This is a genomic window from Leifsonia sp. PS1209 (assembly GCF_012317045.1).
In the GTDB taxonomy this organism is placed as follows: Bacteria; Actinomycetota; Actinomycetes; order Actinomycetales; family Microbacteriaceae; genus Leifsonia.
The window spans coordinates 2053014-2068528 of record NZ_CP051154.1 but is presented as its reverse complement, the minus strand read 5'-3'; the positions used below and the strand labels follow the sequence as shown (position 1 = coordinate 2068528).

Genomic DNA, 15515 nt, shown 5'->3' with positions numbered 1-15515 from the left:
CCCACGCATGACCATCAGCACCATCGACACCCGCACCGCACTCATCGTGGTCGACCTGCAGAACGCGATCCGCGCATACCACGTCGCCCACCCGGTCGAGGAGGTCTTCGCCAACGCGGGGGCGCTCGCCGACGCGTTCCGCGCTTACGGACTTCCGGTGGTGCTGGTGAACGTGGCGGGGCGCGCTCCCGGCCGCATCGAGGCGCAGCCCGGCGCCCAGGCCCAGAGCCCGATGGGCGAGCGCCCGGCCGACGCGCTCGAATTCGTGTCGGAGCTGCACCGCACCGAGAGCGACCACGTGGTCACCAAGCGCACCTGGGGTGCGTTCACCGCCACCGATCTGGATGCGTACCTGCGCTCCGAGGGCGTGACGCAGGTGGTGATCGCCGGGATCGCGACCAGCGCGGGCGTCGAATCCACCGCGCGGCAGGCGCACGAGTTCGGCTACAACGTCACCCTCGCCACCGACGCGATGTCGGACAGGAGCGCGGAGGCGCACGATCACGTGGTGAGCAGCGTGTTCCCGCGCATCGGCGAGACGGGCACGACGGCGGAGGTCAGCGAGTTACTCGCGAGCACGCGGGCGTAGCGGCCGGCAGGGGTGGATGCGCGACGCCGCTACTCCCCCGTCCTGTCCTCCACCGCTGCCAGTTCTCGCGGCAGCCGCTCCACGATCTCGCTCGCGAGGAAACCGAGCGCCGCGACATCCCGCGCCAGCGACTCCCCTGCCGCCGCATGCAGGTACGTGCCCCACGCCGCCGCCTGCAGCGGACCGCAGCCCCGGGCCGCGAGCCCGGCGATCGCGCCGGCCAGCGCATCCCCGCTGCCCGACGTGCCGAGCCCCGGTCCGCCGTCGCGGACGTGCAGGAGCGTGCCGTCGGGGTCGGCGATCCAGCCGTGGCAGGTGACCACCGCATGGTAGCGCCGAGCGATGCGGAGCAGGTCGGCCGGCTGGTCGTCCAGCGGGCGTCCGAGCAGGAGCGCGGCCTCGTCGAGGTTGGGCGTCAGGATGCGCGCGCCGCGGCCGAACCCGCGAAGGACCTTCCGTCCGGTCACTGCCAGGGCGCCGAGCGCGTACGCGTCGAGCACCAGGGTCGCGTCGCGGGAGACGACACCGGAGAGTGTCGTCAGCATCCGCTTCGTTTCGCCGATGTCGTCGAGGCCGGGTCCCACCAGCACGGCGTCCGCGCCGCCCACGTCTGCTGCGGCCGCCGTGACCGACCGGCCGCGCACCGCGCCGTCCGCGTTCTCTGCGAGCGGCACGATCCCGCACTCCGGCAGGGCCACAGCCACCGCCGTGGCCGAGGCCTCCCCGACCGCGAGCGTCAGGCGTCCGGCGCCGACCCGCAGGGATGCACGCCCGGCGAGCAACGCAGCGCCAGGCGAGCGTTCGGCACCGCCGACCACCACCACGTCCCCGCGGGACTGCTTCGACGCGCCGGGGGCAGGAAGCTCCCAGCGGCGCAGGTACACCGCATCCACTTCGGCGGCCGTGCCCGCTGTGCCGCCTTGCTCAGTCGTCGACACGGGCCGCTCCCGGGTGTGCCGTCGCCGGGAGCCCGGCGTCGTGGAGGTGCGCGTCGTCGGCGAACGCGTCCAGCCGCCAGCCGGCGCCGTCGCGTTCCAGTGTCGTCAGGGAGGCGTTGCCCACGATGCGGGAGACCAGGAAGTCGTCCAGCTGCCGCTCCGTCCACCCGCACAGCACGTACAGGAACACACTCACCACCGCGTCGTGCGTGAACAGCACGACCGGCCGTCCGTCGGCCGTGTCCAGGTCGCGGAGGAACGAGCGGAGCCGGAGGGCCACGTCCGTCCACGCCTCGCCGCCCGGCGGGCGGTAGTAGAGCTTCCCCAGCCAGCGCCGCCTGGCCGCCTCCATCGGGAGCCGCGCGTCGACGCCCCGGGTGGTCAGCGCATCCAGGATGCCCAGCTCGCGGTCGCGCAGACGCTCGTCGATGGTGAACGGCAGGGCGCCGACCAGCGCGAGCTCGGCCGTGCGCACCGCGCGCCGGTACGGAGAGCTCCAGAACAGCGCGCGCTCCGGGTGCCCGTCCAGCGCGTCGGCCAGCCGCGGCCCCACGGCGGTGGCCTGCTGCTCGCCGAGCGGGGTCAGCGGAACGTCGGGGTCGCGCGCCTGCACGGCGATGGTCTCCGCACCGGCCAGCTCGGCGGCGGTGGCCGCCACGTTCGCTGTGCTCTCGCCGTGACGGATGAAGATCAGCTTTCCGGCAGTCATGGCGCGGAGTGTACGCCGCACCCGGACCGGATGGCGGGGGCTTGCCGAACAGCGGATTCGGTGTTCGATGACCGTCATGACAGACCGACGAGACGACAGAGAAACCGGCTTCGACCAGACCAACGGACTGGCCGACGGCCTCGACGGAGACGACGGAGGCGCCGTCGACCCCACCCCGGACAAGAACGTCATCGGAGACGTGATCGGCGCGCTCGCCGACCCGGACGACGACCTCGGCACCCGGCGCGACGGCGACGCCGAACGGGAGGCCGACGACCCGGGCGACGGCGCAGAGGGCGAGACGCCGTACAGCGAAGAAGGGAAACCGTAACGAGCATGGCCGACCAGGACTTCACCCCGCGCACCGCGATCGTCACCGGCTCGGATTCCGGGATCGGCAAGGCGACGGCCGTCGCGCTCGCCGAAGCCGGTCTCGACGTCGGCATCACCTGGCACTCCGACGAGGACGGCGCCGAGGAGACCGCCCGGCTCGTGCGGGACGCCGGCCGCCAGGCGTTCACGACCAGGCTGGACACCACGGACGCCCCCGCCTGCGGCGACGTGGTCGACGCGCTCGCCGACCGGCTCGGCGGCTGCGACGTGTTCGTCAACAACGCAGGCGTCAACGGCGGCCCCGCGTTCTTCGACACCGACTGGGACACCTGGCGTACCACGGTCGCCGCCGACCTCGACGGGCCGTTCGTGTGCATCCAGCGCGTCGCCAGGCGGATGGTGGATGCGGGACGCGGCGGACGCATCATCGCCGTCACGAGCGTGCACGAGCACCAGCCGCGGGTCGGGTCCGCCGCATACGATGCCGCCAAACACGGCCTCGGCGGGCTGATCAAGACGCTCGCCCTCGAACTCGGCGAGTACGGCATCACCTGCAACTCCGTCGCGCCCGGCGAGATCTCCACCCCGATGAACGACGCGGACGACGAGGATCCACGCCGGGTGCACCGGCCGGGCATCCCCCTCGGCCGCCCCGGCGACGCCCGCGAGGTCGCCGCCGTGATCGCGTTCCTCGCCTCCCCACAGGCGTCGTACGTCACCGGCGCATCCTGGACCGTCGACGGCGGGATGCTGCAAATGGGTCCGCAGGCCGGCTCGCACCTCACCGGCGACGAGTGGCGGAGGGCGTGACCGATCACCCGCCCGGACGGTCGGACAGGAACCCGGCCAGCGCCGCGCTCAGCTCGACCGGACGCTCCTCGGCGACATGGTGACCGGAGTCGATCGCCCAGCCGCGCACGTCGGTCGCCCAGTCGCGCCAGATCGCGAGCGGGTCTCCGAACAGTTGCTCCAGGTCGTCGCGCCCCGACGACAGCACGAGCAGCGGCTGATCGATCTTCCTTCCCGCCGCTCGGTCGGCCGTCTCGTCGGCGCGGTCGACGGTGAGGCCGGCGCGGTAGTCCTCCAGCATCGCGCGCACCACGCTCGGCTTGCGCACCGCCTCCCGCCACTCGGCGTGGTTCTCCGCCCCCATCGCCTCCGGATCGCCGTGGTACCAGCGGTCGGGATCGGCCAGGATGACCCGCTCCGGCGTGCCGGGCTGAGCGAAGAAGAACCAGTGCCACCAGGCGGTCGCGAACTCCGGGGTGATCCGCTCCAGATGCTCGACGATCGGGATGCAGTCCAGCAGCGCCACCCTGGTGACTCGCTCCGGGTGGTCCATCGCCATCCGGAACGCCACGTAGCTGCCCCGGTCGTGACCGACCACCGCGAAGCGTTCGTGCCCGAGCGCATCCATCGCCGCCAGCAGGCGCTCGGCCGTCGCCCGCTTCGCGTGCGGGGCGTGGTCGGGCTGAGGGTCGGGGGCCGTGGATGCGCCGTAGCCCGGCAGATCGGGGACCACCACGGTGAAGCCGGCCTCCACCAGGCGGGGCGCCACCCGATACCAGGTCGAGCCGGTGCGCGGGTGGCCGTGCAGGAGCAGGACCGGCGGGCCCGTGCCCGCGTGGCGTACGTGCACGACGGTGGGGCCGTCATCGACGCCGTCGGGGTCGACCAGGATGTCGTCGACCTCGAAACCCGGGAACATCCGGCTCAGAGCTGGTCGTCGTCGAGCGGCTCGGCGGCGATGTCGTCGGTGCCTGCGTCGAGGTCGTCGGCCCCCGCGCCGTCCCTGCGCGGTTCGAACACGCCGTCCGCGTCGTACGGCTCCCGCGGGTCGAGAAGTTCGTCGGCGTCCTCGGTCTCTCCGGTGCCGGTGGTGTCTCCGGTGTCGGTGGGTGCCGTGTCGAGGGGCTCCCCCGACGGGCTCTCCGGTGCTGTCTCGCGTGCGTCACTCATGATCGTGCTCCTTCGCCTGTCGATCCTGCTCACTACTTGCCTGCGGACTCTTTGCGGTCGATGCCGCCGAGCAATTCCTTCAACGCCTTCTCGATGCTGGCGTGGTCGTACTGCCCTGCCCTGCTCTCGCCGGAGATGACGGCGCAGCGGTGCAGTTTCCTGAAGTCGCCGTACGGGAACGAGTACCTGCCTTTCGTGCCCTCGTTCTTGGAAGGGTCCTCGCCCAGATGCCACTGGGCGTACTCGGCGATCCCGTGCTTCTCGATGAACGCGTTCTCCTCGTCGGCCGACGGGGCGTGCTCGCTCCAGTCGTCCCGCTCGTCGGCCACCAGTTCGCCGCGGCGCAGCAAGCCGCGCGCGTGCGTGAGCGCCTTCTCGTTGAGCTGAATCGTCACTGCGTTCTCCCTCGTCTCTCGCCCGGCCGCCGACGTGCGGTGCAACGGCGACCGTGCGGTCGGGGCACGGTCGCCGCCGGAGCCGGGGGTGCGGTATCGTCGGCCGCCCCTGTCGTCGGATCGACCCGCCATCCGGCTCGCCGATCACCGTGCCCCCAGGACGACGCGCCGTCAATCCCCTGGCGAGGCCGATCCGCGGGTGCCTTGTGCGGCCCCGTCCCACCAGTCCAGCACGCGCGTCGCGTGGAACGTCAGCCATTTCGACGGTTCGCCCGGAGCCGCGTCGATCTCGAACCACACCCTGCCAGGGTGCCGGTACCCCTGCAGCCAGGTCCCCTCCGGGGTGCGGGATGCGCGGATCAGCTCCACGGCCTCAGCCAGCCGCGGGTCGGGCGGGGTGTCGTCGTGCAGGGTGGCGGCGCGGAAGTAGTCCGCGGCGTGCAGGGCGCTGTACTTCCAGCGGAACGGATACGCGAACCTGGCCACCCACGGAGCGACCAGCTCGCCCGTCGACTGCTTCCGCAGCAGACGGCGTTCGAGCAGGTACTCCTCTCCGGCGTGCCTGGCCTCGCGGAGGGCGTCGCTGCCTCCCGTCGCGCCTTCGTAATAGAGGAGCCCGTCGAGCGAGTTGAGGGTCGAGTGGAACGACGACCGCGTCGAGCCTTCCACCCAGTCGCAGTTCCACCCGCCGTCGGCCATCCGGTGCTCGAGGAACCACTGCGCGATCCCCGAGACATCGGCGCCCAGCCAGGCTCCGTTGGCGAGGGTGAACGCGTTGATGCAGCAGTCGACCTCGCCTCCCCAATAGGGCAGGTCCTCGTACTCCCACCGGCTGTTCGCGGCCAGCAGCTCTGCGGTGCCCGCAAGCGCGTCTGCGTCGACACCCCACTCGCGCAGCGCGTTCAGACTCCAGGTGGTGGCGGTGTACGGCTGGCCGCCCTCGTCACGCTCATCGGGATGGTCGAACTCGGCGTCCCCGGGGAAATACGCGCCACCGGCCCACTGCCCGTCGGCGTCCTGTTCGGCCAGCAGCCGCGCGCCGAACCCCTCGGTGGCGACCCTGGACCGCGTGGCGGCCCACACCTCCGGCGGGGCGCCGAGCAGATCGCGCTCCACCCGCCAGCGCAACGCAGGATCGGAGTCGAGCATCCAGTCGAGAACAGCGGTGTCCGTGCTCATGCCCAGCAAGGTACACCTGCGGTGGTCACTCTTCTTCGTCGAGGTCGGCGCCGTCGTCCTCGTTCGCCGTCTCCTCGATCCAGTCCACGTCGTCGTCGGCGAGGTAGCTGCCCGGGGGAACGTCCTCGGCCACATCCTCGGCCCCGACCACCTGCACCACGCCGCCCGCTTCCACGATCGACGCGACCAGCGCATCCGGGAGCGCGTCGCCATTGTTGTCGATGAGCCACTGCTGCTCGGAGGGGCCCAGTCTCCCCCACCACTCCTCGATACCCATGCCCGCAGTCTGCCACCGTCGCCCGAGCGGCGGGAGGGGCGGGATGGTCAGAGCGCGTCCCCGCCGAGCATCCGTTCGAGCAGCGAACGCACCTGCTGCTGCTCGTCGGCCGCGAGCGTCGAGGTGTACGGCGTCAGCTCGGTCCTCAGCTCGGCCGTGAGGCGGGAGGACAGGTCGTGCCCGCTGGCCGTGAGGAGCACGTCCACGGCGCGCCGGTCGGTGGCGGACGGGGCGCGTTCGACCAGGCCGCGCTTCTCCGCGCGGTCGACCAGTCCGGACAGCGTGGACTTCTCCAGGCCCAGATAGTCGGCGATGGCGGTGATGCGCAGCCGGCGGTCGCGCAGGATGCCGAGCACCCGCAACTGCGTCAGCGACAGGTCGTTCTCGGCAGCGAGCCTGCTGAGCACCCCCATTGTCCGGTAGGAGAACTGGACGAGGGCGTCGACCAGCGCATCCTGGTCGCCAACGCCGCCACCGCTCTCCCGATCCGTCGCCGTCATCGCGCCTCCTTGACATAGATGGTAATACGAACTAATAATACTTCGTGTTACCAACTATACGACGGAGGTCCCGATGAAAGCAGCACTCGTCTCATCGTTCGACGCACCACCCAGCTACGCCGAGGTCCCCGATCCCTCGGCGTCCTCGCCCGACGACCTGGTCGTCGAGGTCATCGCCGCCGGGCTGCACCCCCGCGTGCGGTCGCAGGCGGACGGCAGCCACTACACCAGCACCGACGAGCTCCCGCTGATCCCCGGCATCGACGGGGTGGGCCGCGACGCGTCCGGAGTGCTCCACTACTTCGTCCTCGCAGACACTACCGCCGGCTCGATGGCCGAACGCACCGTGATCGATCGCCGCCGCAGCATCGTCCTCGCCCCGGATGCCGACCCGTTCGCCGTCGCCGCCGCCATGAACCCCGCGATGTCGTCGTGGCTCGCCCTCCGCAGCCGGATGCGGTTCGAGCCCGGCCAGAGCGTCCTGGTGCTCGGCGCCACCGGAAGCGCGGGCGGACTGGCCGTGCAGCTCGCGAAGCGCCTGGGCGCATCCCGGATCGTCGCGGCCGGACGCGACGCCGCGAAACTGGCGGCGCTCCCCGCCCTTGGCGCCACCGAGGTCGTCTCCCTCGATGGCGACCCCGCCGCTATCGCCGACGCCATCGGACGGTCGGCCGCCGAGGTCGACGTGGTCCTCGACTATCTCTGGGGAGAGCCCGCCGCCGCTGCGCTCACGGGCCTGATCACCGCCCGGCCGGACAGAGGCCGCGCCATCACCTGGATCCAGATCGGCTCGGTCGCCGGCGGCACCGCCCCGATCCCGTCCGCCGCCCTGCGTGCGGCGGACCTGCGGATCATCGGCAGCGGCCAAGGCTCCGTCCCGCCCCGCGACATCCTCGCGTCGCTCCCGGAGCTTGCATCCCTCATCACTGCCGGTGCGTTCGACCTGGATGCGGTCGCCGTGCCGCTCTCCGAGGTCACGTCCGCCTGGTCGGACGCCGCGACCACGACGAGGCGCATCGTGCTCACCCCGTGAACCGGCCGGTCGCCCGGCGACCAGCGGTGGATGCTCACGTCACCGATCGACGCCACCGCGTCGCCCGGGCGTGTGACCTCATCGACGATCACGACGCGCGCCCGCGCGTCACGAGAACCGCACGTCCGCTGCATCCACGACCGCAGCCTCGCGCCCCGGCGCCCGGTGGTTCCCCCAGTACAGGTTCGTGTGCGCCACCACCAGATCGGGCGTCGGCGCGCCCCACTCGCTGAGGTCTTCCGTGGTGTGCGCGTCGCCGACCAGCGTCACGTCGTAGCCGCGGGTGAGGCCGCCGTGAATGGTCGACCGGATGCACTCGTCCGTCTGCGAGCCCGTCACGACGATGCGGTCGACGCCCGCATCCGCGAGCACCTGTTCGAGCGCGGTCTCCTCGAACGCGTCGGCGTAGTGCTTCGGCACGAGCGGTTCGCTCTCGGCACGCACCAGCTCCGGGACGTACTGCCAGGCGTCGGTGCCCTCTTCGATGTTCTCGTCGGAGTGCTGGATCCACACCACCGGCACCCCCTCGACGCGCGCCCTGTCGACCAGCGACCGGATCGTGCCGACCACCTCGTCACTCCGGTACGCCCCGCCGATGACGCCGTTCTGCACGTCGATCACCAGCAGTGCTGACGCATCCCGTCCCTCGAGTGTCGACATTGCCGCCCCTTCCCCGAATCCGCCGTTGGCCTCTGCGCCAGACGCTACGCCCAGCTACCGACAGCGCTAGCCCAGCGTCCGCGTCCGTCTGCTCGCGTGCCCGATCGGCACGACCACCACCGACCGGTGCTGCGCGCGCGTCAGCTGCACTGCCACCGACCCGGACAGCCACTCCTCCACCGCGTGTCCGAATCCCGACTGGTGCGTTCCGACCACGATCAGCGGAGCATCCACCTCCTCGGCCACGCGCGCGAGCGCCCGCGACGGGTCCCCGGCCAGGATGCGCAGCACCCACCCGTTGCTGAGGCCGCGCCCCATCCCGCCACCCGACGGTCCTGCACCCACTGCCCAGCCACCCGGCTCCCCCGCTCCGGACGCCTCCGCCTCCGCATCGCCGTCCGCCTCCGCGGCATCCACCCGGGTGTCCGCCAGCGCATCCGTGATCGCCGCCGCCAGCTCGATGGCCAGCCGCTCGTCGTCTGGTCCGACACCCTCGGGATGCAGCGACGCCTCCCTGCGCAGGTCGGCGCGCTCCCACTCGGTCAGGTAGCTGTCCGGCGTCACGTAGCCGCAGAGCAGAGCCCGGTCGAGGCGCGCGGCCAGCGCGGCGGCCTCCTGCACGACCGCGACCGGCTGTCCCGGGTACACCCCGGCAACAATCGGGCCGGTCATCGTCGACACGCTCATGCCTCATTGTCGCCTCGCCGCCGCGACGGGGCAACCGTGCGGCGGCGGGGCGACCCCGGATGCGCCGGTCAGCCCTGCTGAGCGGGCACTGACCCTGCGATGTTCACCAGCCAGGACACGCCGAACTTGTCGACCGCCATCCCGAAGCTGTCTCCCCACGGCGCCTTCGAGAGGGGCTCGATGACCGTGCCGCCCTCGATGAGCTTGGCGAAGTATCCGGAGAGCTCGGCTTCGTCGTCGCCGCTCAGCGAGACCGAGATGTTGGAGCCTTCCGCGAGGTCCATGTGCTTCGGCACGTCGGCCACCATCAGTGTGAAACCCGACGGGGTGGTCAGCTGGGAGTGCATGATGAGGTCTTTCTCGTCCGGGTCTGTGCTGACCTGGAACTCGGCGAATGTGCTCCGCTGCACTTCGCCCCCGAACACCGACTGGTAGAAGTCCATCGCCTCGCGCGCCTGAGTGCGGAAGTTGATGTATGGGTTGAGCGTGGAAGCCATGAGCCTTGTCTTTCTGTCGAGTGCGTCCGGCCGCCGAAGGGCCGGTACGGGTTCAGCGTAGCCACGGCCACCGACGTTGCACGAGTGCAGATTTCCCGCTGAATTACTGGCATTTGTGGGCAGACGCAGCGCGGTGTGCGGCGGTCAGCGCAGATACGCCCCGACGATCAGTTCGCCCCTGATCTCCCCCAGCCGATCCAGGATGCGCTCGACCAGCGCGGCGTTCACCGACCCCGCCATCAGGTCATACGGCCCGATCGGCTGCAGCTTGCCGCACCGGATGCGCACCACCTCCCAGCCGGACGCCCGCAGCAGCCTGTCCTTCTTCCTGTCCGTCGCCTCCCGCGGACCGACGTGCTCCAGGCCGTGCCGCCCGGTGGTGTCGTATTCGATCGCGACGCGCAGCTCGGGGATGACGATGTCGGGCCAGACCTCCAGGTGCGAGAAGAATGGCCGCGCCACGCGCACGGCGTTCCTGCCGAGGTCCACGTCGAGCCGGTCGGCGATGCGCTGCTTGAGCGCCGGCTCGGCGGCGGAGGCTGGGCGCGGCGCCCACCTGCTCACGAACGCCTCGCCGACGGCCACGGCATCCGCACCCGCCGCGGCGTGCCGGCACACCGGGCAGCGTCGGCCGCCCAGGATGCGCTCGATGCTCGCCTGGTACACCGGGTGCCCCTTGTCGCACTGCCAGGAGTGCTTCGCCGCCGTGCCGTTCTCCTCCGACACGGCCACCCGCGACCCCGGAGCCGCCAGAGTGACCAGCTCTTCGCGGGTGAGCCGCTCGGTGTCGAGCCTGCGGCAGAGGAAGCAGCGGTCATCGCCCGGCTCGTGCTCGATCCTGCGCGGGTCGCGCGCGTGACCGCAGGCGTGCATCCCGTCGTCGGGCTGCGGCTGCCGGATGCGGCGCGGGGCCGCTCCCTCGGCGCAGGCCGGGCACCACGCCGAGCGCCGTCTGGTGCCGCCCGGCCGGGACCGCTGCTCCTCCGGGGTCGCGACGAAGCGGTGCCCGGAGTCGCACTCCCAGAGCAGGTAGACCTCGGCGGCGGGCGGCACCTGGCTGAGCACGATGCCGTGGTTGAGGTCGGGGTGGTACTGCCGGATCAGCATCGGGTACCGCTCCCAGTCCGTGCGGTAGCGACCGATCGGGTACGGCGTCGCCTCGCCCTTCGACCACTGGCGGCGCGCCCACCACTGCTCGACGCTCTCCGGCACGCCAACTCCCTCCGACCACTGCCGTCAGCGTACGCGGCACCACCGTCAGAGCAGGTACGGGACGATCGCCTTCCGCTCCGGCGGATAGTCGGCGAACGTCTCGCGGTACCAGCGGTGGTTCGCCATCGCCCGCGGTGCGAGGTTCGCGATCGTGTACAGCGCGAACGCCAGCCCGGCCAGCGACCAGGTCGCGATCGCCCAGCCCGTCCACTCCACCATCTCGCCCAGGTAGTTCGGGCTGGACACCCAGCGATACCCGCCGCCGTGCGGGATGCGGTAGCCGCCGGCCGAGGCCCCGCCGTCCCGCGCATCCCGGCCCCGCACATCCCGCAACCGGCGCAGGATGCGGTCGGAGCCGATGTTCAGCGCGAACCCGGCGAGGAACACGGCCACCCCGATCCAGAACCGCGGGTCGGCCAGCCAGCTGTTCGCGTACTCCCCGTACTGCGAGATCCAGCGCGCGTTCACCCACGCGTTGAGCAGGTTGAACAGGATGGCCATCGCCACCACGGACACCGGCATCCGCGAGCCCGTCCGCATCAGGAACGGGTAGACGAACGCGCGCTGCACGTAGTGCAGCTGCCAGAGCGCGAGGAACAGCAGCGGCACCAGCTCGGAACGGTGGTCGCCGAGCAGGAAGAACAGCAGGAAGACGATCGACGCGGGGCTCTCCATGACCACCCAGCCGACCCTCGCCGGCACGGTCGGACCCCATCCGGAGCGGCCGTGCCGTCCGTACGGGGCGACGATGAAGCACAGGGCGACGAACGTGACGACGGCGAGGGCGATCTCGGCGTACACGAACCAGCGGTATGGGCCGTCGGGCATGCCGGGAGTTTAGCGGCGGCGCGAGCGGCAGGAGGGGTGGTGGTGGCGAGTCGACCCGATCAGCACGCCACCACCGAACGAAGCCGCTCGGAAGGAGCCAGAAAGCCTCGATCCTGCAACGGTATGCAGTCGGAATGCGCGCAAAAAGCCGTTTCGCGCCGCAGGATCAGCCGGTTTGCGCCAGGCGCGTGCGATCGGCGCGCGAGAACAGTGGAGGGTGGGCCCTGCCGGGATCGAACCGACGACATCCACGGTGTAAACGTGGCGCTCTACCAGCTGAGCTAAAGGCCCTTCAACGCGTCAGCCTAGCCGACGTGGGCGGGCAGCAATTCCAGTGCGGCGCGGTACGCCTCGATCGAGCGGGCCTCTCCCGGCGCGGTGATGAACGAGGCGCGGATGATGCCGGATTCGTCGATCACGAAGGTCGCCCGGTTGGCGAATCCCTTCTCCTGCAGGAAGACGCCGTACTCCTTGGCGATCTCGCCGTGCGGCCAGAAGTCGGCCAGCAGCGCGAAGTCGTAGTCCTCCTGCTCCGCCCACGCGCGCAGCGTGTACTTCGAGTCGACGGAGATGCCGATGAGCTCGACGGCGTGGTCCTTGAACAGGTTGAGGTTGTCGCGGAGCGCGCACAGTTCTCCGGTGCACGTTCCGGAGAACGCGAGGGGGAAGAAGACGAGCGCTACCGCCTTCTTTCCACGGAAGTCGCTGAGTCTGACCGTCTCGCCGTACTGGTTGACGAGTTCGAAGTCGGGTGCCTGGGTGTCGTTCTCCAGAGCCATTGTGTGTCCTTTCACGCTCGCGGCCCGGAATGCCGCGCACGCACGAGGACACAGCTTAGACCTCGTGCCCGTGGAGTCAAATGCCACGGTCACCGGGAGGCTCGGAGTGAGGCTAGGCTGGCAGATGGTGCCATCGCCCTTGTTGTGACCCGACAGCGATCAGCTCCGTCTACCATCTATCCGACACAAGAAAGAGGTCGAGGGTGACTGTAAACGACCAGGACCCGTACTCGGTGAATCACATCGATTCGGACCCGGAGGAGACCGCCGAATGGCAGGAATCCCTCGACGCACTGGTTGCGGCCCATGGCCACGAGCGCGCTCGTGAGATCATGCTGAGCCTGCTCAAGCGCTCCAAAGAACTGCAGCTCGGTGTTCCGATGGTCCCGACAACGGACTACATCAACACCATCTCCCCCGAGAACGAGCCGGAATTCCCCGGCGACGAGGAGATCGAGCGCAAGTACCGTGCCTGGATCCGCTGGAACGCGGCCGTCATGGTGCACCGCGCACAGCGCCCCGGCATCGCCGTCGGCGGCCACCTCTCGAGCTACGCGTCCAGCGCGACGCTCTACGAGATCGGCTTCAACCACTTCTTCCGCGGCCAGGACCACCCGGGCGGAGGAGACCAGGTCTTCTTCCAGGGTCACGCCTCCCCCGGCCCGTACGCCCGCGCCTTCCTCGAAGGCCGCCTCAGCGCCGACCAGCTCGACGGCTTCCGCCAGGAGAAGTCGCACGCGGGCGGCGGACTGTCCTCGTACCCGCACCCGCGTCTCATGCCGGAGTTCTGGCAGTTCCCGACCGTGTCGATGGGTCTCGGACCGATCAACGCGATCTACCAGGCGCAGCTCAACAAGTACCTCACCAACCGCGGCATCAAGGACGCGAGCGACCAGCACGTCTGGGCGTTCCTCGGCGACGGCGAGATGGACGAGGTCGAAAGCCGCGGCCAGCTGCAGGTCGCAGCGAACGAGAAGCTCGACAACCTGACCTTCGTCGTCAACGCCAACCTGCAGCGCCTCGACGGCCCTGTGCGCGGCAACGGCAAGATCATCCAGGAGCTCGAGAGCTACTTCCGTGGAGCTGGCTGGAACGTCATCAAGGTGATCTGGGGCCGCGAGTGGGACGACCTGCTCGCCCGTGACACCGACGGCGCGCTGGTCAACCTGATGAACCAGACCCCGGATGGCGACTACCAGACGTACAAGACGGAGAACGGCGCATACGTGCGCGAGAACTTCTTCGGCCGCGACCCGCGCACGCTGGAGCTCGTCAAGGACTACACCGACGACCAGGTGTGGGGCCTCAAGCGCGGCGGCCACGACTACCGCAAGGTCTACGCGGCGTTCAAGGCGGCCACCGAGCACAAGGGCCAGCCCACCGTCATCATCGCCAAGACCATCAAGGGCTACGGCCTCGGTCCGAGCTTCGAGGGCCGCAACGCGACCCACCAGATGAAGAAGATGACGCTCGACAACCTGAAGACGTTCCGCGACGCCATGCGCATCCCGGTGACGGATGCGCAGCTCGAGGAGAACCCGTACCTCCCGCCGTACTACAACCCCGGCGCGGACGACGAGGCCATCCAGTACCTGCACGACCGTCGCCGCGCGCTCGGCGGCTACGTCCCTGAGCGTCGCAGCAAGTACACGCAGCTCAACCTCCCGGACGACTCGGCGTACGCCATCTCCAAGAAGGGTTCAGGCACGCAGGAGATCGCCACCACCATGGCGTTCGTCCGTCTGCTGAAGGACCTGCTGCGGTCGAAGGACTTCGGTCACCGCATCGTCCCGATCATCCCGGACGAGGCGCGCACCTTCGGCATGGACGCGTTCTTCCCGAACGCGAAGATCTACAACCCGAACGGCCAGCACTACACCTCGGTCGACCGTGAGCTGCTCCTGGCGTACAAGGAGAGCCCGCAGGGTCAGATCATCCACGTCGGCATCAACGAGGCGGGCGCCCTCGCGGCGTTCACCAACGTCGGCACGTCGTACGCCACGCAGGGTGAGCCGCTCATCCCGGTGTACGTGTTCTACTCGATGTTCGGCTTCCAGCGCACCGGCGACGCCATGTGGGCAGCAGGCGACCAGATGGCGCGCGGGTTCATGATCGGCGCGACCGCCGGCCGCACCACGCTGACCGGCGAGGGCCTGCAGCACGCGGACGGCCACTCGCTCGTCCTCTCGAACACGAACCCGGCCGTCGTCTCGTACGACCCGGCGTACGGCTACGAGATCGGCCACATCGTCCGCAGCGGTCTGGAGCGGATGTACGGAGGGAACCACCCGGATCCCAACGTCATGTACTACCTCACGGTGTACAACGAGCCGATCGTGCAGCCCGCGGAGCCGGAGGGCGTCGACGCCGACGGGATCGTGCGGGGCATCCACCGCCTGCGCGCGTCCGACGTGGCCGGCCCCAAGGCGCAGCTGCTCGCGTCCGGTGTCGCCGTGCCGTGGGCGCTCGAGGCCCAGCACCTGCTCGCGCAGGACTGGGGCGTGTCCGCCGACGTCTGGTCCGTCACCTCGTGGTCGGAGCTGCGCCGCGACGGCCTCGCGGCGGAGGAGCACAACTTCCTCTACCCGCAGCAGGAGAAGCAGGTGCCGTACGTCACCCGCAAGCTGCAGGATGCCGACGGCCCGTTCGTCGCGGTGACCGACTTCATGCACGCGGTCCCCGACCAGATCAGGCAGTTCGTCCCCGGCGAGTACGCGACGCTCGGTGCAGACGGATTCGGCTTCTCCGACACCCGTCCCGCCGCGCGCCGGTTCTTCAAGATCGACGGCCCGTCGATGGTCGTCCGGACCCTGGAGCTGCTTGCGGCCCGCGGTCAGGTCGACCCGAACGCTCCGGCGTGGGCGATCGAGAAGTACCTGCTGCACGACGTCAACGCGGGCACCACCGGCAGCGCCGGCGGCGAGAGCTGACGCCGGGCAC

At 70.3% G+C, this 15515-nt stretch carries 19 protein-coding genes and 1 tRNA gene; 5 read left to right on the top strand and 15 right to left on the bottom strand.

Features of this window, described 5'->3' with window-relative positions:
* The first annotated feature begins 7 nt into the window (after positions 1 to 7).
* Positions 8 to 589, top strand: a complete 582-nt coding sequence (locus tag HF024_RS09850; protein ID WP_168689432.1) for an isochorismatase family protein — start codon at positions 8 to 10, stop codon at positions 587 to 589.
* A 29-nt stretch (positions 590 to 618) separates the two neighbouring features.
* Here HF024_RS09850 and HF024_RS09845 read toward each other — a convergent pair whose 3' ends face one another.
* On the bottom strand, positions 619 to 1527 hold the full coding sequence (locus tag HF024_RS09845; RefSeq protein WP_247597068.1) for an ADP/ATP-dependent (S)-NAD(P)H-hydrate dehydratase: 909 nt from the start codon (positions 1525 to 1527) through the stop codon (positions 619 to 621).
* The gene (locus HF024_RS09840) at positions 1514 to 2236 is read right to left on the bottom strand and encodes a histidine phosphatase family protein (RefSeq protein ID WP_168689431.1); all 723 of its coding nucleotides are present in this window, start codon (positions 2234 to 2236) and stop codon (positions 1514 to 1516) included. The genes HF024_RS09845 and HF024_RS09840 overlap by 14 nt, the downstream gene beginning before the upstream one ends.
* Before the next feature lie 76 nt (positions 2237 to 2312).
* On the opposite strand from HF024_RS09840, the gene HF024_RS09835 reads away from it, so the two are divergent.
* Both HF024_RS09835 and HF024_RS09830 read left to right on the top strand, forming a co-directional pair.
* Positions 2313 to 2567, top strand: a complete 255-nt coding sequence (locus HF024_RS09835; RefSeq protein ID WP_168689430.1) for a hypothetical protein — start codon at positions 2313 to 2315, stop codon at positions 2565 to 2567.
* A gap of 5 nt (positions 2568 to 2572) precedes the next feature.
* Positions 2573 to 3379, top strand: a complete 807-nt coding sequence (locus HF024_RS09830; RefSeq protein ID WP_168689429.1) for an SDR family oxidoreductase — start codon at positions 2573 to 2575, stop codon at positions 3377 to 3379.
* 4 nt (positions 3380 to 3383) lie between these two features.
* Here the strand turns inward: HF024_RS09830 and HF024_RS09825 are convergent, their stop codons facing one another.
* The 6 genes from HF024_RS09825 to HF024_RS09800 form a co-directional block, all read right to left on the bottom strand.
* Positions 3384 to 4277 (bottom strand): alpha/beta hydrolase, encoded by an 894-nt coding sequence (locus tag HF024_RS09825; RefSeq protein WP_168689428.1) that lies wholly within the window; start codon positions 4275 to 4277, stop codon positions 3384 to 3386.
* A 5-nt stretch (positions 4278 to 4282) separates the two neighbouring features.
* Positions 4283 to 4528, bottom strand: coding sequence for a hypothetical protein (locus HF024_RS09820; protein WP_168689427.1), 246 nt, complete (start codon positions 4526 to 4528; stop codon positions 4283 to 4285).
* 32 nt (positions 4529 to 4560) lie between these two features.
* A complete protein-coding gene (locus HF024_RS09815) occupies positions 4561 to 4923 on the bottom strand; it encodes a hypothetical protein (RefSeq protein ID WP_168689426.1) in 363 nt (120 codons plus the stop codon).
* A gap of 171 nt (positions 4924 to 5094) precedes the next feature.
* Positions 5095 to 6102: a squalene cyclase gene (locus HF024_RS09810; RefSeq protein WP_168689425.1), complete on the bottom strand. Its 1008-nt coding sequence runs from the start codon at positions 6100 to 6102 to the stop codon at positions 5095 to 5097.
* A 25-nt stretch (positions 6103 to 6127) separates the two neighbouring features.
* Positions 6128 to 6379: a hypothetical protein gene (locus HF024_RS09805; protein ID WP_168689424.1), complete on the bottom strand. Its 252-nt coding sequence runs from the start codon at positions 6377 to 6379 to the stop codon at positions 6128 to 6130.
* 47 nt (positions 6380 to 6426) lie between these two features.
* Positions 6427 to 6879 (bottom strand): MarR family transcriptional regulator, encoded by a 453-nt coding sequence (locus HF024_RS09800; protein ID WP_168689423.1) that lies wholly within the window; start codon positions 6877 to 6879, stop codon positions 6427 to 6429.
* A 73-nt stretch (positions 6880 to 6952) separates the two neighbouring features.
* Here HF024_RS09800 and HF024_RS09795 point away from each other — a divergent pair, with 73 nt between their 5' ends.
* Entirely contained in the window at positions 6953 to 7912 is a 960-nt protein-coding gene (locus HF024_RS09795; RefSeq protein WP_168689422.1) for a zinc-binding alcohol dehydrogenase family protein, read from the top strand.
* A 108-nt stretch (positions 7913 to 8020) separates the two neighbouring features.
* On the opposite strand, the gene HF024_RS09790 is transcribed toward HF024_RS09795, so the two are convergent.
* The 7 genes from HF024_RS09790 to HF024_RS09760 form a co-directional block, all read right to left on the bottom strand.
* Entirely contained in the window at positions 8021 to 8572 is a 552-nt protein-coding gene (locus tag HF024_RS09790) for an isochorismatase family protein (protein ID WP_168689421.1), read from the bottom strand.
* Between the two features lie 66 nt (positions 8573 to 8638).
* Entirely contained in the window at positions 8639 to 9244 is a 606-nt protein-coding gene (locus HF024_RS09785) for a universal stress protein (protein ID WP_168689420.1), read from the bottom strand.
* An 83-nt stretch (positions 9245 to 9327) separates the two neighbouring features.
* The gene (locus HF024_RS09780) at positions 9328 to 9756 is read right to left on the bottom strand and encodes a VOC family protein (protein ID WP_168689419.1); all 429 of its coding nucleotides are present in this window, start codon (positions 9754 to 9756) and stop codon (positions 9328 to 9330) included.
* A gap of 144 nt (positions 9757 to 9900) precedes the next feature.
* Positions 9901 to 10968, bottom strand: coding sequence for a zinc-ribbon domain-containing protein (locus tag HF024_RS09775; RefSeq protein WP_168689418.1), 1068 nt, complete (start codon positions 10966 to 10968; stop codon positions 9901 to 9903).
* 45 nt (positions 10969 to 11013) lie between these two features.
* Positions 11014 to 11796 carry a DUF1295 domain-containing protein gene (locus HF024_RS09770; protein WP_168689417.1) on the bottom strand — a complete coding sequence of 261 codons (783 nt, stop codon included), beginning with the start codon at positions 11794 to 11796 and terminating at the stop codon, positions 11014 to 11016.
* A 218-nt stretch (positions 11797 to 12014) separates the two neighbouring features.
* A tRNA-Val gene (locus HF024_RS09765) sits at positions 12015 to 12087 on the bottom strand.
* A gap of 14 nt (positions 12088 to 12101) precedes the next feature.
* Positions 12102 to 12575, bottom strand: coding sequence for a peroxiredoxin (locus HF024_RS09760; RefSeq protein WP_085370831.1), 474 nt, complete (start codon positions 12573 to 12575; stop codon positions 12102 to 12104).
* A 203-nt stretch (positions 12576 to 12778) separates the two neighbouring features.
* On the opposite strand from HF024_RS09760, the gene aceE reads away from it, so the two are divergent.
* Positions 12779 to 15505, top strand: a complete 2727-nt coding sequence (aceE, locus tag HF024_RS09755) for a pyruvate dehydrogenase (acetyl-transferring), homodimeric type (RefSeq protein WP_085370832.1) — start codon at positions 12779 to 12781, stop codon at positions 15503 to 15505.
* Positions 15506 to 15515 lie beyond the last annotated feature (10 nt).